Origin of the sequence: Pseudomonas sp. LS1212, from assembly GCF_024741815.1 — a bacterium.
Taxonomy (GTDB): Bacteria; Pseudomonadota; Gammaproteobacteria; order Pseudomonadales; family Pseudomonadaceae; genus Aquipseudomonas.
Window position 1 is genome coordinate 880137 of the sequence record NZ_CP102951.1, and the last position, 19864, is coordinate 900000.

Sequence of the window (19864 nt, forward strand, 5' to 3'; positions counted from 1 at the left end):
GTCTCAGTTCACAGCGGACGTCGCTACGACATGGCGAGGTAAGGTGACCCTTATCCGGGTGCCGCGCTGGCTTTCGATATCGGCCGGGCTGTCGATGGTGATTTGTCCATAATGCTCTTCAACGATGGAATAGACCAGAGCGAGCCCCAGTCCAGTCCCTTCGCCCGGATCCTTGGTCGTGAAGAATGGCTCGAATAGCCTGTCCATGATGTTCTTGGGAATCCCGCTGCCTTCGTCTTCGACGATCAGGTCGACGGTGTGCTCGCTCGCTTCGCTCTTGACCCGAACCGCGCTTCCGGCCGGTGATGCATCGCGGGCGTTGGACAGCAGGTTGATCAGCACTTGGGCCAGGCGTTGCGGGTCGCCCTCGACCCAGTGGGCCGGATCGCACAGATTGTAAAACTGTACTTCGAAATTGCGCCGATTAAGCGCCAGCAGGCCAATGGCATCCTGCGCCACTTCCGCCAGGCAGACCGGTTCGTCGGTCTGCTGGTGGCTGCCGGCATGGGCAAAGCTCATCAGCGACTGGACGATACGCGAGACGCGCTTGGTCTGTTCGAGTATCTGACTGCTGAGCTCGGTGATTTCGCTGTCTTCTTCGCGTTCCTCGCGCAGGTTCTGCGCCAGGCAGGCGATCCCGGTGATCGGGTTGCCGATCTCATGGGCGACCCCGGCAGCCAGGCGCCCGATACTGGCCAGTCGTTCAGAGTGAACCAGCTTGTCTTCCAGTGCCTGGGTTTCGGTCAGGTCTTCCACCAGCACCACCAGGCCACTGTTACCCGGTGCCAATGGCTCATCGATGGCAGCCTTGTGCAGGTTCAGCCAGCGGTTTTGCCCGTCCAGGCCCAGGCGCTGCTTGTGCAAATGCTCGTCCGGCACATTGATGAAACCCAGCAACAGGCCGCGCCATGGTTCGCCGATGGACATCAGGCGTGAACCTACGACGCGCTGCGCGGCTATTCCGGTCAACTCTTCCATGGCCTTGTTCCACATCAGGATCTCCTGATCCTTGGCCAGGGAGCAGACGCCCATCGGCAGTTCCTGCAGGGTCTGGCGGTGGTAGCGACGCAAGGCGTCGAGCTCGGCGGCAAGGCCGGTCAGGCGCGAATGGTAATCTTCAAGGCGACTTTCAATGAAATGGATGTCTTCGGTGACATAGTTGTCGCTGCCGGATTTGTACGGCAAAAAGGTTTCGACCATGTCCTGGGCAACGCTGGGGCCCATCAGACCGGACAGGTTCGCCTCGATGCGATCGCGCAGGCGGCGCAAGGCATAGGGGCGGCGCTCATCGAAGGGCAGGTAGAGGTCGCGCAACGCTTGCTCGACTTCTTTCTGCGCAGCCTTGGCGCCCAGCGGCTTGGCCAGCTGCGTCGCGAATTCCTGGGGCGAGGCGGCATGCAGTTCGCGCCGTTGCGGCCGGCGTACGTTGTCGACGGCGCAGGCTTCGGCGGCGCTCACTTCTTCGGCGCTGGCATTGCTGAACAAGGAGATCAGAGTGAACATCAGTACGTTGACGGCCAGCGAAGCGATGGCCGCCATGTGCCAGCTGGTGTCGTCGAGCACGTAGATCATGTTCAGCAGCGGAATGTAGAAACCCTGCAGGTTGCCCACCAGGGGCAACAGCATGGTCACCATCCAGACGATGATCCCGGCCAGCAAGCCTGCGATGAAGCCGCGGCGGTTAGCAGTCGGCCAATACAGTACCGAGAGCACCCCGGGCAGAAACTGCAGGGTTGCGACGAAGGCGACAATGCCCAGGTTGGCCAGGTCCTGTTCGGCACCGAGCAGCAGGTAGAACCCATAGCCGGCCATGATGATGGCGACGATCAGGGCGCGACGGGTCCACTTCAGCCAACGGTAGATGTTGCCTTCGGCCGGAGGCTGGTAAAGGGGCAGTACCAGGTGGTTGAGCGCCATGCCGGACAGCGCCAGGGTCGTCACGATGATCAGCCCGCTGGAAGCGGACAGCCCGCCGATATAGGCCAGCAATGCCAGTGATTTGCTGTTGGCGGCGATGCCGATACCGAGGGTGAAGTATTCGGGGCTGGTGGTGGCGCCCAGCTTCAGGCCCGCCCAGAGAATCAGCGGCACCGCCAGGCTCATCAGCAGCAGGAACAGCGGCAGGCCCCAGCTGGCGCTGACCAGCGAGCGTGGGTTGAGGTTCTCGGTGAAAGCCATGTGATACATATGCGGCATCACGATCGCCGAGGCGAAAAACACCAGCAGCAGGGTCCGCCAAGGGCCTTCCTGCAGTGGCGTGTGCAGGGCTGCCAGTGCGGTCTGGTTCTGCAGAAGCCAGAGCTCCAGCTGGTGTGGGCCGTCGAAGACACCGTAGAGCGCATACAGGCCGATCCCGCCCAAGGCCAACAGCTTGATCACCGACTCGAAGGCGATGGCGAAAACCAGCCCCTCGTGTTTTTCACGGGTGGCGATATGGCGCGAACCGAAGAAAATGGTGAACAGGGTGATCAGCGCGCAGAAGCTCAGGGCCACGCGGTGCTGTACCGGTTCGCGCGTGAGGATGCTGATGGAGTCGGCCACCGCCTGGATCTGCAGGGCCAGCAGCGGCAGTACGCCGATCAGCATGAAGACCGTGGTCAGCGCGCCGGCCCAGGTACTGCGAAAGCGAAAGGCGAACAGGTCTGCCAGTGACGACAGCTGATAGGTCCGGGTGATTTTCAGGATCGGATAGAGCAGCACCGGCGCCAGCAGGAACGCGCCGGAAACCCCCAGGTAGCAGGCGAGGAAGCCGTAGCCGTACTGATAGGCCAGGCCTACCGTGCCATAAAAGGCCCACGCGCTGGCATAGACACCGAGCGACAAGGTGTAGGTCAGCGGATGGCGGATGATCGCTCGGGGGATCATGCCTCGTTCGCTGACCCAGGCCACGCCGAACAGCACCAACAGGTAGGCGGCGCTGATCAGGATCATCTGGGTCAGGCTAAAGCTCATCGGCATCACGTTGGCTCTGCAGGATAAAGGTCACGACGATCAGAATCAGCCAGAGCAGGTAAGGGCGATACCAGGCGCCTGTAGGCTCGATCCACCAGTCCATGATGGCGGGTGAGAACAGGTATATCCCCACTACCAGGAGCAGGACCAATCGATAGATATACATGCTGGCCTCGTTGGTTAAACCGCTTTGTGCTTGAGCTTATTATTGTTGAACGCGCAAGAATGGAGCGGCGATGGTAACGGATGGGGGGCGGGCTGCAAACGGGCATCGCTCGTTTGTCTCAAAGATTTGAATTCATTGGGTTTTCGCTCGCGGCCTTGTTCAGTGCAGGTCGGCTTCGGCCAGGGTCAGCGTTCGCGGGATCGCCCCGGCATTCCAATGGCCGGTTGCCCAGGCCAGGACCTCCCGGGGGTGGGAGCCGGCAAGCGCCTGCTCGGGCTTTTGCCCGAGGGCACGCAGGGCGCGCAATAAAAGCGGTGTGGCTGCATCGCCTTGCAGAGGTGCAGAGCGGTAGGACTTGCCGAGTTTATGCCCATCGGGCTGGATAATCAGCGGTACATGCAGGTAACGCGGCTGCCGCAGGCCGAGCAGTTCCTGCAGATAGAGCTGGCGTGGCGTGGAGTCGAGCAGGTCGGCACCGCGTACGATATCGGTTACCCCCTGCCAGGCATCGTCGAGCACCACGGCCAGTTGGTAGGCATAGAGCCCGTCGCGGCGGCGAATGACGAAGTCACCGACTTTGCGTCCCAGGTGCTGTTCGAAAAGCCCCTGGACCCGGTCAATGAAATGATAGCTGAGTTCGGGTACACGCAAACGGATTGCCGCATCCTGCCGGGCATGACCGGCATTGCGGCACAGTCCCGGATAAATCCCGTGGTGGCGCTCCAGTTGCTTGCGCGAGCAGGTGCAGGCATAGGCCAGGCCGTGGCTGAACAGGCGATCGATGACCTCGTCATAGGCCGCGTGGCGCTGGCTTTGATAAACGACCTCGCCATCCCATTCGAAACCGTAGTTTTCCAGGGTGTGCAGGATGGCGGCCTGGGCGCCTGGGGCTTCGCGAGGTGGGTCGAGGTCTTCCATGCGCAACAACCACTGACCGCCTGCCGAGCGAGCGTCGAGATATGAGGCAAGGGCCGCAACCAGCGAGCCGAAATGCAGGAAACCACTGGGGGTGGGCGCGAAGCGACCGATATAGGCGGGGGATTTCATCAACGCGAGGCTACAGCAAAAATGCGGAGGGGGCACAAGCGCAAAGGGGCGTCATGAACGCCCCATTGGCGACAAGTCATTTACCGACTTGTTTTTCTTTGATTTCTGCCAGGTTCTTGCAGTCAACGCACATGTCGGCGGTTGGGCGGGCTTCGAGGCGACGAATACCAATCTCCACGCCACAGGCATCGCACCAACCGTATTCTTCGTCTTCGATCAACTGCAGCGTCTTGTCGATCTTCTTGATCAACTTGCGCTCACGGTCACGGGCGCGCAGTTCGAGGCTGAACTCCTCTTCCTGGCTGGCACGGTCTGCCGGATCGGGGAAGTTGGCCGCCTCGTCCTTCATGTGGTCCACAGTCTTGTCGACGCCTTCCATCAACTCCTGCTTCCATTGCTGCAGGATATTGGTGAAGTGTTTGCGCATGGGGGTGCCCATGTACTCCTCACCCTTGGTTTCGACGTAAGGTTCGAAAGGTTTGAGACTGCTCTTGGTTGCTGCTTTGGTGGACATGAATTGACCGCCTCTCACTCAACTAATCCATTGCGCAGGATGCTCCATCTCCGACACCCGTCGGCCCTGCGACTGCGAGCCGCCGAACTTACCAGATCGAATCGGACCGCGCCACTCCCGGTTGTATAGCCTGTCGCAGACAGGATAGTGGTAAACCTTGAAGTATGTAGAGCAATCGTTTAGCGACACGTTCGCGGCAACTGTTCGGTAGAATGATTATTTTACACCCTATTGAGAGAAGGCTAATGGCTCAGCCCTACAGTGCGCGCAGTCGCGCCATCGAACCCTTTCATGTCATGGCCTTGCTGGCGCGCGCCAATGAGCTGCAGGCGGCCGGGCATGATGTGATTCACCTGGAGATTGGCGAGCCGGACTTCACCACTGCGCCACCGATCATTGCAGCCGGCCAGGCAGCCCTGGCATCCGGTCAGACCCGCTACACCGCCGCACGCGGGATCCCGGCGCTGCGCCAGGCCATCTCTGGCTTCTACGCCCAGCGCTATGGGGTGGATATTGACCCAGAGCGCATCCTGATCACCCCGGGCGGTTCAGGCGCCTTGCTGCTTGCCAGCAGTCTGCTGGTCGATCCGGGCAAGCACTGGTTGCTGGCCGATCCGGGTTATCCATGCAACCGTCATTTTTTGCGCCTGGTCGAAGGGGCGGCGCAGCTGGTGCCGGTCGGGCCGGAAGTGCGCTATCAGCTGACAGAGGATCTGGTCCAGCGTTACTGGGACCAGGACACGGTCGGCGCGTTGGTGGCCTCGCCGGCCAACCCGACCGGTACGCTTCTCAGCCGCGAGGAGCTGGCTGGCTTGTCGAAAGCGACCCGGGCGCACAATGGGCACCTGGTGGTCGATGAAATCTATCACGGCCTGACCTACGGCCAGGATGCGGCCAGTGTGCTGGAAGTCGATGACCAGGCATTTGTCCTCAACAGTTTCTCCAAATACTTCGGCATGACCGGCTGGCGCCTGGGTTGGCTGGTGGCCCCGCCGGCAGCGGTACCGGAGCTGGAGAAGCTTGCGCAAAACCTCTACATCAGCGCACCGAGCATGGCCCAGCACGCCGCCCTGGCCTGTTTCGAGCCCGAGACTCTGGCGATTCTGGAAGAGCGTCGCGCTGAATTCGGGCGTCGCCGCGACTTCCTGTTACCGGCCTTGCGCGAGTTGGGCTTCGGCATTGCGGTCGAGCCAGAAGGGGCGTTCTATCTCTATGCCGATATCAGCGCTTTCGGCGGCGATGCCTTTGCTTTCTGCCGACACTTCCTTGAAACCGAGCACATCGCTTTTACTCCGGGACTGGATTTCGGTCGGCATCAGGCCGGGCATCATGTGCGTTTCGCCTACACCCAAAGCCTGCCGCGCCTGGAGGAAGCCGTGGAGCGGATTGCGCGCGGGTTGCGGAGCTGGCAAGGCTGATGCGGTTTCCAGTTCTCGAAGAAGGGCGGCTGCTGCGCCGCTACAAGCGCTTCCTGGCCGATATAGAGCTTGCCACTGGTGAGCAGATGACCATTCACTGCCCCAACACCGGCTCGATGCACAACTGCATGCAGGAGGGCGGTAAAGTCTGGTTCAGCCGCTCCAACGACCCCAAGCGCAAGCTGCCCGGCACCTGGGAAATAAGTGAAACCCCGCAGGGGCGTCTGGCGTGCGTGAACACCGGTCGCGCCAATACGCTGGTTGAAGAAGCCCTGCGTGCCGGGCTGATAACGGAGCTCGCCGGGTTTACCGGGCTCAAGCGTGAAGTGGCATACGGCGATGAAGGCAGTCGCGTGGACTTTCGCCTGGACTATCCCGATGGTCCGGCGTTCGTCGAGGTCAAGAGCGTGACGCTGGGGTTCGACGGAACAGCCGTGGCCGCGTTTCCCGATGCGGTCACCCAGCGCGGCGCCAGGCACCTGCGTGAGCTGGGAAGTCTGGCGCGCAAGGGCGTTCGCGCGGTGCAACTGTATTGTGTGAACCTGAGCGGTATCGACGCGGTGCGGCCGGCCGCCGAAATCGACGATGCCTATGCCTGGGCGTTGCAGGCGGCGGTGGCCGATGGGGTGCAGGTTTTGGCCTATGGTGTGCAGCTTGATTGCGAGCAGATTCGTATCGATCGTCCGCTGCAGGTGTTACTCAACGGCTGACGCGCTCAGCCAGATACCCTGGCTGTCTTCATGACAGTCAAGCGCAGTGAGTGCATCGCCGGCGCAGGGGCCGGCAATGCACTCGCCGGTCTCGATCAGAAACAGCGCGCCATGAGTGGCGCACTGGATGAGGCTGGCGCTGGCATCGAGAAATTGGTTGGGCTGCCATTCCAGGGCAACACCGCGGTGCGGGCAGCGGTTGCGGTAGACGAACACCTGCCCGTCACGGCGGACCGCCAGGATACTCAGGCCTTGAACGTCGAACCCGCGGCTTTGCGCTTCGCCCAGGTCGGCGGAGTGACAGAGGAAATGCATTTTCTATTACCGGAAGAAACGAACGACAAGCTTGACCCACCCGCAGTGTCGGGTCTAGCCCCTTGGGCGCAGGGCTTTGCTGCAGGCAAAAAAAGACCCGGCAAAGTGCCGGGTCAATAACCGTGATTAGCCTGATGAGGAGATAATCTGAATGTCCGACCTAAGGTCATTCAAAGTATCGAACCAGTCTCGCGACCAGTTGTGATAATCATAACAATTCTCATTTGCTTGTCAACGCTTGCTCCATTCTTTTTTTCATTCCTGATTCGCAGTGCACGCCAGTCAGATTTTCTGGCGGGTCGAGATTGCCTCCAATTGCCTGTTCAAGTCTTCCTTGCGTTCAGCGGGAATGTCGTTCCAGTGCATGTCGAGCAAGGCGCCCTCTATCGCATAAAGCAGCACTTTCGAAGCCCGAAAACCCCGGGTCCTCACCGCACGGTAGGCGTCCACCGCACCCAGGCGCCGCAAGTCCGAGGCGCTGTGGATGCCGACCGCATGTAGCCATTGCGCCGAGGTCTTGCCGAGATTTCTCAGGTGCTGAAGTTCATCGTTCATCAAGCCTCCTTGCGACGGCTGAACGTGTCATGGGTCTCGTTGCGGGCGATTCTCAGAAGGAGTGTAGCGGGAGTTGGAAAATGCGCGGCATTTTGCCATCTGGTAGCACGATGGCTTGATGGGCTGGGGATTGGCAATCGAGCAGAGTCCGCTTCCAGGGTTGGCGCGGACTCTTTGAAGAAGCAGGCTCAGCGGGTGCGGTAGCGCAGGCGGGTGCCGAAATTCACCGACATCAGGATTTCGTCGGCGCTCAGTTCGACCGGGAAGTAGGTGCCGGATATTTGAGCGCGGGAGAGGCTGGCGCCCTCCAGGCTGGACTGGCGCAGGTCCAGGCCGCGCAGGTCGGCAGCACGGAAATAGGCGTCGGTGAAGTCGATGCCTTCGGCGTCGAGCTCGCGCAGGTCCAGCCCCCTGAAGTCGCCCCCTCTGAAATCAATGCCGGCATGCTTGGGCTTTTCCAGATTGAATCCGGTGACGTTTTCATTGCGCACGAGAGCATATAGCGCAGAGTCGAGTTGCTTGGGCTGGCACATGGGGCGTCTCCTGTTGGAATTATGACGCCACTATAATGCCACTACTGATGGTCATGCTAATCCGAAAGGCGTGAAGTGTCGACTGCTTCACGCCTCCGGTGCGCGGTTACAGCCCTGGCAGGCGCTGGCGAATCTGCTCGACCAGTTTGTCGAGGCTGTCGCTCTGGTTGGTTTCCACGCGTTTGCTTTGTAGCAGCTCGTCTGCGGTCAGTGCTTCACGACCGGCCTGCTGTGCCTCGATCACTTCCAGCGTTGCATCGGAAGGGTCGACGCTGTCGGCCTGGCGTTGTTGCAGCCAGCTGGCGATGACCGCTTGAGGCGCGTTGCAGTCGAGAATCAGGAAAGGCACGCCGGTAGTTTCGGCAATACCGGCAGCGGCCTTGCGCTGATCGAGTTTCAGGTAGGTGGCATCGATCACCACCGGCAAGCCGGCGCGCAGGATCAGGTCGGCCAGTTCATGCAGGCGAGCGTAGGTAGCAGCGCTGGCGTCGGCGGTGTAGATGCCAACATTGAGGCTGTTTTCAGTCTCGGCTTGTTGTTCGCCGAGCAGGCGCTTGCGCTCCACATCCGAGCGCAGGCGCACGGCACCCAGCGCCTCGACCATGCGCATGGCGACATGGCTTTTGCCGACGGCAGAGACGCCGTGGGTGATGGCCAGGAAGCGCGAAGGGATAGCGCTGTAGCTTTCTGCGAGGTTGGCATAGTTGCGGTATTGGCGCAGGGAAGTCGCGCGCTGTACGCCGTCGGCATTGGCCGGCATGCTGAACAACGCCACTTTGGCCCGGACCAGTGCGCGGTAAGCCTTGTAGAAATTGAGCAGTTCCAGGCCCTGGTAGTCGCCCGTCAGTTCCAGGTATTGGCTGATGAAGCGCCGTGCCAGGCATTTGAGCCCGCGGTCTTCCAGGTCCATGGCCAGGAAGGCGGCATCGGCATAGACGTCGGTGAAGCGGAACGGCTCATTGAACTCGATGCAGTCGAAGATCACTACGTGACCGTCGATGATCGTCGCGTTACCCAGGTGGATATCGCCGTGGCATTCACGGATGAAGCCCTTGGCCTTGCGTTCGTGCAGCAGCGGCTTGAGGCGCTCGAAGCTGGCCTGGGCCCAGGCTTGCAGTGCGTCGAGCTGGGTGAGGTCGGCCTTGTCGCTGAGGAACGGGCGAATCTGTTCGAAATTCTGTTCGACCGGCGCCATCACGCTTTGCGGCGTGCCTTGGGCATGGTCCTGTGGTACCTGTGGTGCGCTCAGGTGGAACCGGGCAATTTGCCGGGCCATTTCATCGATATGGTTGCTGTTGAGCTCACCATTGGCTTGCAGGGTGCTGAGCAGTTGGCTCTGCGGGAACTGACGCATTTGCAGGACATACTCGATGGCTTCGCCATCGCCGCCCAGTTGTGGCGCCTCGGCACTGCCGGTGATGGGCAGCACTTGCAGGTACAGGTCGGCAGTCAGGCGCTGGTTGAGGCGCAGTTCTTCGCCGCAGAAATGCTTGCGCGCAGACAACTCGCTGAAGTCCAGGAAACCGAAGTTGACCGGCTTTTTGATCTTGTACGCATAGGGGCCAGTGAGCAGCACCCAGGAGATATGCGTCTCAATGACCTGGAATCCGTCTACGGGATGCGGGTAGAGGGCCGGGTTTTGCAGGGCGGCAATCAGGGTTTGGCTCACGGGTGATCCTTCAGGGGGCAAGTGATACGAGGGCGCCATTATGGCTGCTTGACTCGTTGATGCAAACCGCCGGAGGGCGCCTGCCGCGCAGCAATAATATGCGTATAATCCGCCGCCATGACTCGTACTCAATCCCCCCGTTCCCGTTCCAAACGCCCGACTGGCGGTCCGCGCACTTGGTTAGGCTGGGCTTTGAAGCTCAGTCTGGTCGGGCTTGTCGTGCTGGCCGGCTTTGCGGTTTATCTCGATGCCGTGGTCCAGGAGAAGTTTTCCGGCAAGCGCTGGACGATCCCGGCCAAGGTCTATGCACGACCACTTGAGCTGTTCGTCGGGCAAAAACTGAGCAAGGCAGACTTTCTCATTGAGCTCGATGCCCTTGGCTATCGTCGCGAGAGCGTTGCCAACGGCCCGGGCGCGGCATCGGTCAACGGCAATACCGTCGATTTGAACACCCGAGGCTTCCAGTTCTATGAAGGCATGGAGCCGGCACAACCGGTGCGCGTACGTTTTTCCGGCGACTACGTGGCCGGATTGAGTGCGACCAACGGTTCGAAGCTGGCAGTGGTACGTCTTGAGCCGTTGCTGATCGGCGGCCTGTATCCGAAAAACCTGGAAGACCGGATCCTGATCAAGATCGATCAGGTGCCGCCGCATCTGCTCGAAACCCTGGTCGCCGTGGAAGACCGGGACTTCTACCGTCACCTGGGCGTGTCGCCCAAGTCGATTGCCCGGGCATTCTGGGTCAACGCATCGGCGGGCAGCATGCGCCAGGGTGGCAGTACCCTGACGCAGCAGTTGGTCAAGAACTTCTACCTGACCAGCGAACGCAGCCTGAGCCGCAAGCTCACCGAAGCCATGATGGCCGTGTTGCTTGAGCTGCATTACGACAAGAGCGAGATCCTTGAGGCCTACCTCAATGAAGTCTTCGTCGGTCAGGATGGCCAGCGCGCGGTGCACGGGTTTGGACTGGCGAGCCAGTTCTTCTTCAGCCAGCCATTGTCCGAGCTGAAACTGCATCAGATCGCGTTGCTGGTCGGCATGGTCAAGGGGCCGTCCTACTACAATCCGCGGCGCTACCCTGAGCGGGCATTGGAACGGCGCAACCTGGTGCTCGACCTGCTGGCCGAGCAAGGCGTCGCGACGCCGGAAGAAGTGGCTGCGGCAAAACAGAAGCCACTGGGCGTGACCAAGCGCGGCAGTCTGGCCGACACTTCGTACCCGGGCTTTCTGGACCTGGTCAAGCGTCAGCTGCGCCAGGACTACCGCGATGAAGACTTGACCGAAGAGGGCCTGCGGATCTTCACCAGTTTCGACCCGATCCTGCAGATGAAGTCCGAGGCGGCGGTCAATGAGACCTTCAAGCGTCTGTCCGGGCGCAAGGGGGCGGACGAGGTCGAAGCGGCCATGGTCGTGACCAATCCGGAAACCGGCGAAGTACAGGCGCTTATCGGTAGCCGACAGGCGGGCTTTGCCGGCTTCAACCGGGCAATCGATGCAGTGCGGCCGATCGGCTCGCTGATCAAGCCGGCGGTCTACCTCACCGCGCTGGAAAAACCGAGCCGGTACACACTGACCAGTTGGTTGCAGGACGAGCCGTTCTCGGTCAAGGGGGCCGATGGTCAGGTCTGGAAGCCACAGAATTATGATCGCCGCTCTCACGGCACCGTTTTTCTTTATCAGGGGCTGGCCAATTCCTACAACCTTTCGACGGCCAAGCTCGGTCTGGAGCTGGGTGTGCCAAATGTCCTCAAGACCCTCGGCCGGCTGGGCGTGGAGCGCGAGTGGCCAGCATTCCCTTCAATGCTGCTGGGTGCGGGAGGCTTGTCGCCGATGGAAGTCGCGACCATGTACCAGACCCTGGCCAACGGTGGCTTCAATACCCCCATGCGCGGTATCCGCAGTGTATTGACCGCCGAGGGGGAGCCGCTCAAGCGTTATCCGTTCCAGATCCAGCAACGTTTTGATCCGGGCTCGATCTACCTGGTGCAGAACGCGATGCAGCGGGTCATGCGCGAAGGTACCGGACGTTCGGTCTACAGCGTGCTGCCGAGCTCGCTGAACCTGGCGGGCAAGACCGGTACCAGTAACGATTCGCGCGACAGTTGGTTCGCCGGTTTCAGCCAGGACCTGCTGGCAGTGGTCTGGCTCGGCCGCGACGATAACGGCAAGACCCCGTTCACCGGTGCGACCGGTGCATTGCAGGTGTGGACAAGCTTCATGCGCAAGGCCGACCCCCTGCCGCTGGATATGCCGATGCCCGATAATGTGGTTCAGGCCTGGATCGATCCCCACTCGGGGCAGGGCTCGGATTCGAGCTGCCCGGGTGCCGTCCAGATGCCGTATATTCGTGGTAGTGAACCAGCGCCCGGACCTGCCTGTGGTGGTGGGGGCGAGGACCCTGCCGAGGCCGTGATGGACTGGGTCAGGGGCTGGATGAATTAAGCAAAGAGGTGTGATGTGAACAAGTGGTTGTTTCCTGCTTTGACTGCGCTGGCTTTGCTCAATGGTTGTGCCAGCGTGCAGCGTGGTTCTATTCCTGTCGTGGACTCTGGATCCGCGGTGTCCAATAGCGAGCGCATTTCTGCCAATCGCAACGCGGCTAACCGGCCGAACACCAGGGCACCGCAACCGCAAGCCGTGCCGCAGGATTCCGGTGTCGTGGTCATGGTGCCCGGTGGCGCCGGTTCTTCGCCAATCCAGAGCTACCCGGCACCGACTGGCCCGGCTCCGATCAGCACCGCACCGTACGGTACGGCCCCGATCGATACTGCGCCCATCAATACGGCGCCAATCAACACCGCGCCGACCACCCCCGGCGGCTACTCGGTACCTGCGCCAACGCCATCTGCGCCGAGCGGCATCCCGCGCAGCAGTGGTGGCCTGTCTGCCGACGAACAATTGGATGGGCCGGTGCTGGCGCTGTTGACCACAGCCCAAAAGCAACAAGCCGGTGGCGATCTGAACGGTGCTTCGTCAAGCCTGGAGCGCGCCCAACGGATCGCTCCGCGCGAGCCACAAGTGCTTTATCGCCTGGCGCTGGTGCGCCTGGCCCAGGGCGATGCAGCCCAGGCCGAGCAGTTTGCGCGGCGGGCGCTGGGTTACGCCAACGGGCGGCCGGATCTGCAAGCGAGCCTGTGGAATACCATCGCTCAGGCGCGTGAGAAACAGGGTGATCCGGCCGGTGCGGCACTGGCCCGGCAAAAAGCCAAGGTCAGCCTGTGATGGACGCGCGGTTTCCCAAGCTGGCCGACCATCTGTTGCTGATCGAGCGCGAATTGCGCGAGCAGGGCTGGTGGAGCAAAGAGGCGCCCAGCGCTGAAGCGCTGGCCAGTGTCGAGCCGTTCTGTGTCGATACACTGGATTTTGACCAGTGGCTGCAATGGGTCTTCCTGCCACGCATGAAGCTCATCATCGAGCAGGACCAACCGCTGCCCAATGCCTCCGGCATCCTGGCCATGGCCGAGATGGTCTACGTTGACCGTCCAGCGCAGAGCAAGAACCTCAAGACGCTGCTGGCGGAATTCGACGAGCTGATCTCCCAAAGTCGCTGATCGACAGCCCGACCCTCGTTCCTATGCTCCGCGTGGGAACGAGGGGGGCGGCTACACAGAATGTAGTTATCCTGATCGGCAAACGTTTTCTTTACGCTCGCAACGCTCTGGATGTGAAGAAAGCGCGAAGATGACTTGACTTGCGCAGGCCTAATCAGAACAATCCGAAGTCCGCTGTAGAGGGACTGCCAGAAGCAGACCCGCTCAGCAGATCATGAGGTGCACACCCGCGCCGACTTGTTACACCCGCAACGCGTTACCTCGCGCTGGGTGGGAAATCCCCGCAACACTTTGGGGCACTCCCAATACTTGCTCAGTCAGTGCTGACGTAGTCGGCGATCACCGTCGCTCATGCTCTGCTAAGCAGTAAACCTATTAAGACCCGACCCCTTTTCAGTGGTCGGTATTCTGGCGTTTTAGAGGTGAACAACGTGGAGCTTTTATCTGGCGGTGAGATGCTCGTCCGCTTTTTGCGTGACGAAGGCGTCAAATATATCTACGGGTACCCTGGTGGTGCTCTCCTGCATGTTTACGACGCACTGTTCAAAGAACCGGAAGTGACCCACATCCTGGTTCGTCACGAACAGGCGGCGACCCATATGGCTGACGGCTACGCCCGTGCCACCGGTAAAGCCGGCGTGGTACTGGTGACCTCTGGCCCAGGCGCTACCAACGCTATCACCGGTATTGCCACTGCCTATATGGACTCCATCCCGATGGTCATCATTTCCGGTCAGGTGCCCAGCACCATGGTCGGTACCGATGCCTTCCAGGAAACCGACATGATCGGTATTTCCCGGCCGATCGTTAAGCACAGCTTCATGATCAAGCACGCCTCGGAAATCCCGGAGGTCATGAAGAAAGCGTTCTACCTGGCGCAGTCCGGCCGTCCTGGTCCGGTCGTGGTCGACATCCCCAAGGATATGACCAACCCGGCCGAGAAGTTCGAATACGTCTACCCGAAAAAGGTCAAGCTGCGCTCCTACAGCCCGGCTGTTCGTGGCCACTCGGGGCAAATTCGCAAGGCAGCAGAAATGCTCCTGGCGGCCAAGCGTCCCATCGTTTACTCCGGTGGTGGCGTCATCCTCGGCGGCGGTTCGCAAGCGCTGACCGAAGTCGCGCAGATGCTCAACCTGCCGGTCACCAATACCCTGATGGGCCTGGGTGGCTATCCGGGTACGGATCGCCAGTTCCTCGGCATGCTGGGCATGCACGGTAGCTACACCGCTAACCTTGCGATGCACCATGCCGACGTGATCTTCGCTGTCGGCGCTCGTTTCGACGACCGCGTGATCAACGGTGCGCCCAAGTTCTGCCCGAATGCCAAGATCATTCACATCGACATCGATCCGGCCTCGATCTCCAAGACCATAAAGGCCGACGTGCCTATCGTCGGCCCGGTCGAGAGCGTCCTGACCGAAATGGTCGCGACCCTCAAGGAAATCGGCGAGAAGCCAGAGCAGGCGGCACTGGACGCCTGGTGGAAACAGATCGATGAATGGCGCGGCGATCGCGGCATGTTCCCGTACGATAAGGGGGACGGCAGCGTCATCAAGCCTCAGACGGTCATCGAAACCTTGTGCGAAGTTACCAACGGCGATGCCTTTGTTACCTCGGACGTAGGTCAGCACCAGATGTTCGCGGCGCAGTACTACCGCTTCAACAAGCCCAACCGCTGGATCAACTCCGGCGGTCTGGGCACCATGGGCTTCGGTTTCCCGGCGGCCATGGGCGTGAAGCTGAACTTCCCGGATCAGGATGTCGCTTGCGTCACTGGCGAGGGCAGCATCCAGATGAACATCCAGGAACTGTCGACGTGCCTGCAATACGATTTGCCGGTCAAGATCGTCAACCTGAACAATGGCGTGCTGGGTATGGTGCGTCAATGGCAGGACATGAGCTACAACAGCCGTCACTCGCACTCTTACATGGAGTCGCTGCCTGACTTCGTCAAGCTGGCTGAGGCCTATGGTCATGTGGGTATCCGCATCACCAGCCTGAAGGATTTGAAGCCCAAGCTGGAAGAGGCTTTCGCCATGAAGGATCGCCTGGTGTTCATCGATATCCAGGTCGACAATAGCGAGCACGTCTATCCGATGCAGATCAAAGACGGCTCCATGCGCGATATGTGGCTGAGCAAGACGGAGCGTACCTAATCATGCGGCACATTATTTCCCTGCTGTTGGAAAACGAACCGGGTGCCTTGTCCCGCGTGGTCGGGCTGTTCTCGCAGCGTAACTACAACATCGAAAGCCTGACCGTGGCACCTACCGAAGACCCGACCCTGTCGCGTCTGACGCTGACCACCGTAGGGCACGATGAGGTGATCGAGCAGATCACCAAGAACTTGAACAAACTGGTCGAAGTGGTCAAGTTGGTCGACCTTTCGGAAAGCGCGCACATCGAACGTGAATTGATGCTGGTCAAGGTCAAGGCTACGGGTGCACAACGTGCCGAGATCAAGCGCACCACCGATATCTATCGTGGGCAGATTGTGGATGTCAGCAGTAGCGTATATACCGTTCAGCTGACCGGTACGAGCGACAAGCTGGACAGCTTCATTCAGTCCATCGGCACCGCGGCCATCCTGGAAACCGTCCGCAGTGGCGTCACCGGCATTGCCCGTGGCGACAAAGTGCTGAGCATCTAACACAAAAATTAGCGAATGGCCTGACGGCCAAGATAACAGGGGTATTTTTCATGAAAGTTTATTACGACAAAGACTGCGACCTTTCGATCATCCAGGGCAAGAAAGTTGCCATCATCGGTTACGGCTCCCAGGGCCACGCTCAAGCGTGCAACCTGAAAGACTCCGGTGTGGATGTCACTGTCGGTCTGCGTAAAGGTTCGGCTACCGTTGCCAAGGCTGAAGCTCACGGTCTGAAAGTCGCTGACGTGGCGACTGCTGTTGCCGCGGCCGACCTGGTCATGATCCTGACCCCGGACGAGTTCCAGTCCCAGCTGTACAAGAACGAAGTCGAGCCGAACATCAAGAAGGGCGCAACCCTGGCGTTCTCCCACGGCTTCGCGATCCACTACAACCAGGTCGTTCCGCGTGCTGACCTCGACGTGATCATGATCGCGCCGAAGGCTCCAGGCCACACCGTGCGTTCCGAGTTCGTCAAGGGCGGCGGTATCCCTGACCTGATCGCTATCTACCAGGACGCTTCGGGCAACGCCAAGAACGTCGCCCTGTCTTACGCTTCGGGCGTGGGCGGCGGCCGTACCGGCATCATCGAAACCACCTTCAAGGACGAAACCGAAACCGACCTGTTCGGTGAGCAGGCTGTTCTGTGCGGCGGCACTGTCGAGCTGGTCAAAGCCGGTTTCGAAACCCTGGTTGAAGCTGGCTACGCTCCAGAAATGGCCTACTTCGAATGCCTGCACGAACTGAAGCTGATCGTTGACCTCATGTACGAAGGCGGTATCGCCAACATGAACTATTCGATCTCCAACAACGCCGAATACGGCGAGTACGTGACCGGCCCGGAAGTCATCAACGCCGAATCCCGCCAGGCCATGCGCAACGCTCTGAAGCGCATCCAGGATGGTGAATACGCGAAGATGTTCATCACCGAAGGTGCTACCGGCTACCCATCGATGACTGCCAAGCGTCGCAACAACGCCGCCCACGGCATCGAAGTCATCGGCGAGCAACTGCGCTCGATGATGCCTTGGATCGCAGCGAACAAAATCGTCGACAAGACCAAGAACTGATCTAGCTTTGTACTTATGAAAAACGCGGCCTCGGCCGCGTTTTTTATTGGAGCGGATCATGCGAGCTCTGTAGCCGCTGCCGAAGGCTGCGCTCGCCTGCAACGCAGGCGCATGGCGGTGAATAGCAAGGAGCCCCTTCGGGCCTCAGCGCAGCCTGGCGGCAGCGGCTACAGGGTTTTTTCGTTAAGGTGGTCAGGTTCTGGTATAAAGCTTTCAGCGTCTGGCTTCGAACCCTCGTCGCAGACACCTGTCAAAACTTTCCACACCGTTGCAAGGTAATGTCCATGAGCGAACGTCCCGAAGAGCCGAACAAGGCCTCTGACGCCGAAAGCCTGCTGCCGATCGATGAGCATGTCGAAGAAGGACATGACGCCGAAGGGCGCAAGGTGCGGCACCGCGGCATCTATCTTCTGCCCAATCTGTTCACTACCGCGAACCTGTTTGCCGGGTTCTACTCGATCATCAACTCGATCAGCGCCCAGAGCGCCTTGAGTGCCGGTGATCCGCGCGAGGCGAGCAAGTATTTCGCCTTCGCTGCCATCGCTATCTTCGTGGCAATGGTGCTCGACAGCCTCGATGGCCGCGTGGCACGCATGACCAACACCCAAAGCGCATTCGGTGCCGAGTACGACTCGCTGTCGGACATGGTCGCCTTCGGCGTCGCGCCGGCGTTGCTGGCCTTCGGTTGGGCGTTGGGTGACATGGGCAAGGTCGGCTGGATGGTCGCCTTCATCTATGTGGCGGGTGCTGCGTTGCGTCTGGCGCGTTTCAATACTCAGGTCGGTACGGCCGACAAGCGCTACTTCATCGGTCTGGCCAGTCCGGCCGCGGCGGGTGTCGTTGCGGGTACGGTCTGGGCATTCAGCGACTATGGCATCCAGGGCTCGAAGATGTCCTTCCTGGTGGCCCTGCTGGTCGCGGCGGCCGGCATGCTGATGGTCAGCAATATCAAGTACAACAGCTTCAAGGAACTGGACCTCAAGGGGCGCGTGCCTTTCGTGGCCATCCTGGCGGTAGTGCTGGTATTCGCGGTGGTCTTCAGCGATCCGCCACGCATCCTGTTGCTGATTTTCCTGGCGTATGCGGCGTCCGGCCCGGTGCAGTACCTGCTGCGCCTGCGTCGTCACAAAAAAGCAGAATGATGTAATTTCTGCAGGACTCCGTAGTCTATTGGTGCATCAGCTCGCCAATACTACGGAGTCATCATGCTTATCCGGCTGCCCAAAGCCTCTGTCTGTAAAGAGTCGGAAGTCACTCCCGAAGCACTCTACCTCTCGCGCCGCACCCTGCTCGGCGCGTCCATGGCGGCATTGGCTGTCGGCGGCCTGCCACGTTGGGCAAGCGCTGCCGAGGCATCCCGCTACGCCGATGTCGAGCCGAGCGCCGCACCTTCCTGGCTAGGCGAGAAACTAAAGACCACACAGTGGCAAGCGGTCACGGCGAAAGGGGAGGCCATCACGCCGTTCAAGGATGCTACGCACTACAACAACTTCTACGAGTTCGGTGCCGACAAGGGCGACCCGGCGCAGAATGCCGGAGCCCTGAAAACCGAGCCCTGGACCGTGGTTGTCGATGGCGAGGTGGGCAAGCCCGGCCGGTATGCGCTGGAAGACTTCATGAAGCCCTATCAGTTGGAGGAGCGCATCTATCGGCTGCGATGCGTCGAAGCCTGGTCGATGGTCATCCCGTGGATAGGCTTTCCGCTCTCGGCGTTGCTGAAACAGGTGGAGCCAACATCAAAGGCCAAGTACATTCGTTTTGAAACCCTGCACGATCCCGAGAGCATGCCGGGGCAGCGTTCGGGTTTTGCGCTGATCGACTGGCCTTATATAGAAGGGTTGCGCCTGGATGAGGCAATGCACCCATTGGCGATTCTCGCGGTAGGCATGTATGGCCGCGAACTACCCAACCAGAACGGCGCGCCCTTGCGGTTGGTAGTGCCGTGGAAGTACGGCTTCAAGAGTATAAAATCGATCGTGCGTATCAGCCTGGTCGCGGAGCAGCCCGAGACCACCTGGCAAAGCATTGCGCCGGACGAGTATGGTTTCTATGCCAACGTCAATCCGACGGTCGATCATCCGCGCTGGACTCAGGCGCGTGAGCGGCGTTTGCCCAGTGGGTTGTTCAGCCCCAATGTGCGTGACACGCAAATGTTCAACGGTTATGCAGACGAGGTCGCCTCCCTGTATGCCGGGCTCGACCTACGGAAGAACTACTGATGCGTTACCCATTCTGGCGTATAGGTGTATTTCTCACAGCCTCCATTTGGCCGCTGCTCTGGCTCTACCAGGCCTGGATCTTTGCCCTGGGGCCGGATCCGGGAAAAATTCTGGTGGATCGGTTAGGTTTGGGTACGCTGACCCTGCTGTTGATTACGTTGAGCATGACACCCTTGCAGAGGCTCACCGGTTGGGCGGGGTGGATTGCTGTTCGGCGGCAATTGGGGCTGTGGTGCTTTGCTTATGTCGTTCTACATATGAGTGCCTATGCCATCTTCATTCTGGGGTTGGACTGGGGGCAGTTGGGTGTAGAGCTGCGAAAGCGTCCCTATATCATTGTCGGGAGCCTGGCTTTCCTGTGTCTGTTGGCATTGGCGGTTACTTCCAATCGCTACAGTCAGCGCCGCTTGGGGGTGCGCTGGAAGAAGCTGCACCGGCTGGTTTACCTGGTGGTCGGTCTGGGCTTATTGCACTTTCTATGGGTAGTGCGCGCAGACA

The 19864-nt window shown here is 60.2% G+C and carries 19 protein-coding genes (1 of these 19 running past the window's edge); 11 read left to right on the forward strand and 8 right to left on the reverse strand.

Translation table 11 applies throughout. The features are described from left to right. Window positions 1-3 precede the first annotated feature (3 nt). The 4 genes from NVV94_RS03935 to dksA all read right to left on the reverse strand — a co-directional run bounded on the left by NVV94_RS03935 (window position 4) and on the right by dksA (window position 4679). On the reverse strand, window positions 4-2958 hold the full coding sequence (locus tag NVV94_RS03935) for a sensor histidine kinase (RefSeq protein ID WP_258445942.1): 2955 nt from the start codon (window positions 2956-2958) through the stop codon (window positions 4-6). After that, entirely contained in the window at window positions 2942-3118 is a 177-nt protein-coding gene (locus tag NVV94_RS03940) for a hypothetical protein (RefSeq protein WP_003250005.1), read from the reverse strand. Before NVV94_RS03940 ends, NVV94_RS03935 begins: the two co-directional genes overlap by 17 nt. A 159-nt stretch (window positions 3119-3277) precedes the next feature. Then, the gene (gene gluQRS / locus NVV94_RS03945; protein WP_258447616.1) at window positions 3278-4165 is read right to left on the reverse strand and encodes a tRNA glutamyl-Q(34) synthetase GluQRS; all 888 of its coding nucleotides are present in this window, start codon (window positions 4163-4165) and stop codon (window positions 3278-3280) included. Window positions 4166-4241: 76 nt separating this feature from the next. After that, complete coding sequence (gene dksA, locus NVV94_RS03950) at window positions 4242-4679, reverse strand: RNA polymerase-binding protein DksA (protein WP_258445943.1); 438 nt, start codon at window positions 4677-4679, stop codon at window positions 4242-4244. A 245-nt stretch (window positions 4680-4924) separates the two neighbouring features. Here dksA and NVV94_RS03955 point away from each other — a divergent pair, with 245 nt between their 5' ends. Continuing rightward, the gene (locus NVV94_RS03955; RefSeq protein WP_258445944.1) at window positions 4925-6097 is read left to right on the forward strand and encodes a pyridoxal phosphate-dependent aminotransferase; all 1173 of its coding nucleotides are present in this window, start codon (window positions 4925-4927) and stop codon (window positions 6095-6097) included. Then, window positions 6097-6807 carry a DNA/RNA nuclease SfsA gene (gene sfsA / locus NVV94_RS03960; protein WP_258445945.1) on the forward strand — a complete coding sequence of 237 codons (711 nt, stop codon included), beginning with the start codon at window positions 6097-6099 and terminating at the stop codon, window positions 6805-6807. Before NVV94_RS03955 ends, sfsA begins: the two co-directional genes overlap by 1 nt. Here sfsA and NVV94_RS03965 read toward each other — a convergent pair. The 4 genes from NVV94_RS03965 to NVV94_RS03980 all read right to left on the reverse strand — a co-directional run bounded on the left by NVV94_RS03965 (window position 6793) and on the right by NVV94_RS03980 (window position 9879). Next, window positions 6793-7122 (reverse strand): Rieske 2Fe-2S domain-containing protein, encoded by a 330-nt coding sequence (locus NVV94_RS03965; RefSeq protein WP_258445946.1) that lies wholly within the window; start codon window positions 7120-7122, stop codon window positions 6793-6795. The two genes, sfsA and NVV94_RS03965, sit on opposite strands and share 15 nt — an antisense overlap. A 282-nt stretch (window positions 7123-7404) precedes the next feature. Next, window positions 7405-7677, reverse strand: coding sequence for a TfoX/Sxy family protein (locus NVV94_RS03970; RefSeq protein WP_258445947.1), 273 nt, complete (start codon window positions 7675-7677; stop codon window positions 7405-7407). Between the two features lie 188 nt (window positions 7678-7865). Next, window positions 7866-8210: a pentapeptide repeat-containing protein gene (locus NVV94_RS03975; protein WP_258445948.1), complete on the reverse strand. Its 345-nt coding sequence runs from the start codon at window positions 8208-8210 to the stop codon at window positions 7866-7868. Window positions 8211-8316: 106 nt separating this feature from the next. Beyond that, window positions 8317-9879, reverse strand: coding sequence for a bifunctional aminoglycoside phosphotransferase/ATP-binding protein (locus tag NVV94_RS03980; RefSeq protein ID WP_258445949.1), 1563 nt, complete (start codon window positions 9877-9879; stop codon window positions 8317-8319). Between the two features lie 117 nt (window positions 9880-9996). Between NVV94_RS03980 and mrcB the strand changes: the two genes are divergently transcribed. The 9 genes from mrcB to msrQ all read left to right on the forward strand — a co-directional run. Further along, window positions 9997-12321 carry a penicillin-binding protein 1B gene (mrcB, locus tag NVV94_RS03985; RefSeq protein ID WP_258445950.1) on the forward strand — a complete coding sequence of 775 codons (2325 nt, stop codon included), beginning with the start codon at window positions 9997-9999 and terminating at the stop codon, window positions 12319-12321. 15 nt (window positions 12322-12336) lie between these two features. After that, window positions 12337-13101 carry a hypothetical protein gene (locus NVV94_RS03990; protein WP_258445951.1) on the forward strand — a complete coding sequence of 255 codons (765 nt, stop codon included), beginning with the start codon at window positions 12337-12339 and terminating at the stop codon, window positions 13099-13101. Then, window positions 13101-13430: a YqcC family protein gene (locus NVV94_RS03995; protein ID WP_258445952.1), complete on the forward strand. Its 330-nt coding sequence runs from the start codon at window positions 13101-13103 to the stop codon at window positions 13428-13430. Before NVV94_RS03990 ends, NVV94_RS03995 begins: the two co-directional genes overlap by 1 nt. A 431-nt stretch (window positions 13431-13861) precedes the next feature. Further along, window positions 13862-15586, forward strand: a complete 1725-nt coding sequence (locus NVV94_RS04000) for an acetolactate synthase 3 large subunit (protein ID WP_258445953.1) — start codon at window positions 13862-13864, stop codon at window positions 15584-15586. A 2-nt stretch (window positions 15587-15588) separates the two neighbouring features. Further along, complete coding sequence (gene ilvN / locus NVV94_RS04005; RefSeq protein ID WP_166364459.1) at window positions 15589-16080, forward strand: acetolactate synthase small subunit; 492 nt, start codon at window positions 15589-15591, stop codon at window positions 16078-16080. 50 nt (window positions 16081-16130) lie between these two features. After that, the gene (gene ilvC, locus NVV94_RS04010; RefSeq protein ID WP_258445954.1) at window positions 16131-17147 is read left to right on the forward strand and encodes a ketol-acid reductoisomerase; all 1017 of its coding nucleotides are present in this window, start codon (window positions 16131-16133) and stop codon (window positions 17145-17147) included. Between the two features lie 284 nt (window positions 17148-17431). After that, window positions 17432-18289 (forward strand): CDP-diacylglycerol--serine O-phosphatidyltransferase, encoded by an 858-nt coding sequence (gene pssA, locus NVV94_RS04015; RefSeq protein WP_258445955.1) that lies wholly within the window; start codon window positions 17432-17434, stop codon window positions 18287-18289. Between the two features lie 63 nt (window positions 18290-18352). Next, the gene (gene msrP / locus NVV94_RS04020) at window positions 18353-19366 is read left to right on the forward strand and encodes a protein-methionine-sulfoxide reductase catalytic subunit MsrP (protein ID WP_258445956.1); all 1014 of its coding nucleotides are present in this window, start codon (window positions 18353-18355) and stop codon (window positions 19364-19366) included. After that, window positions 19366-19864, forward strand: partial view of a protein-methionine-sulfoxide reductase heme-binding subunit MsrQ gene (gene msrQ, locus NVV94_RS04025; RefSeq protein ID WP_258445957.1) — the 5' portion only. 122 nt of this gene lie beyond the right edge of the window; 499 of the gene's 621 nt are visible here — the first part of the coding sequence; its start codon is at window positions 19366-19368; the stop codon falls past the right edge of the window. Before msrP ends, msrQ begins: the two co-directional genes overlap by 1 nt.

Coding starts and splice junctions, on each gene's coding strand:
- NVV94_RS03935 (WP_258445942.1), bottom strand. CDS start 2,958: ATGCCGATGAGCTTTAGCCTGACCCAGATGATCCTGATCAGCGCCGCC.
- mrcB (WP_258445950.1), top strand. CDS start 9,997: ATGACTCGTACTCAATCCCCCCGTTCCCGTTCCAAACGCCCGACTGGC.
- ilvN (WP_166364459.1), top strand. CDS start 15,589: ATGCGGCACATTATTTCCCTGCTGTTGGAAAACGAACCGGGTGCCTTG.
- NVV94_RS03955 (WP_258445944.1), top strand. CDS start 4,925: ATGGCTCAGCCCTACAGTGCGCGCAGTCGCGCCATCGAACCCTTTCAT.
- NVV94_RS03970 (WP_258445947.1), bottom strand. CDS start 7,677: ATGAACGATGAACTTCAGCACCTGAGAAATCTCGGCAAGACCTCGGCG.
- ilvC (WP_258445954.1), top strand. CDS start 16,131: ATGAAAGTTTATTACGACAAAGACTGCGACCTTTCGATCATCCAGGGC.
- dksA (WP_258445943.1), bottom strand. CDS start 4,679: ATGTCCACCAAAGCAGCAACCAAGAGCAGTCTCAAACCTTTCGAACCT.
- msrP (WP_258445956.1), top strand. CDS start 18,353: ATGCTTATCCGGCTGCCCAAAGCCTCTGTCTGTAAAGAGTCGGAAGTC.
- NVV94_RS03995 (WP_258445952.1), top strand. CDS start 13,101: ATGGACGCGCGGTTTCCCAAGCTGGCCGACCATCTGTTGCTGATCGAG.
- NVV94_RS03965 (WP_258445946.1), bottom strand. CDS start 7,122: ATGCATTTCCTCTGTCACTCCGCCGACCTGGGCGAAGCGCAAAGCCGC.
- pssA (WP_258445955.1), top strand. CDS start 17,432: ATGAGCGAACGTCCCGAAGAGCCGAACAAGGCCTCTGACGCCGAAAGC.
- NVV94_RS03975 (WP_258445948.1), bottom strand. CDS start 8,210: ATGTGCCAGCCCAAGCAACTCGACTCTGCGCTATATGCTCTCGTGCGC.
- gluQRS (WP_258447616.1), bottom strand. CDS start 4,165: ATGAAATCCCCCGCCTATATCGGTCGCTTCGCGCCCACCCCCAGTGGT.
- sfsA (WP_258445945.1), top strand. CDS start 6,097: ATGCGGTTTCCAGTTCTCGAAGAAGGGCGGCTGCTGCGCCGCTACAAG.
- NVV94_RS03940 (WP_003250005.1), bottom strand. CDS start 3,118: ATGTATATCTATCGATTGGTCCTGCTCCTGGTAGTGGGGATATACCTG.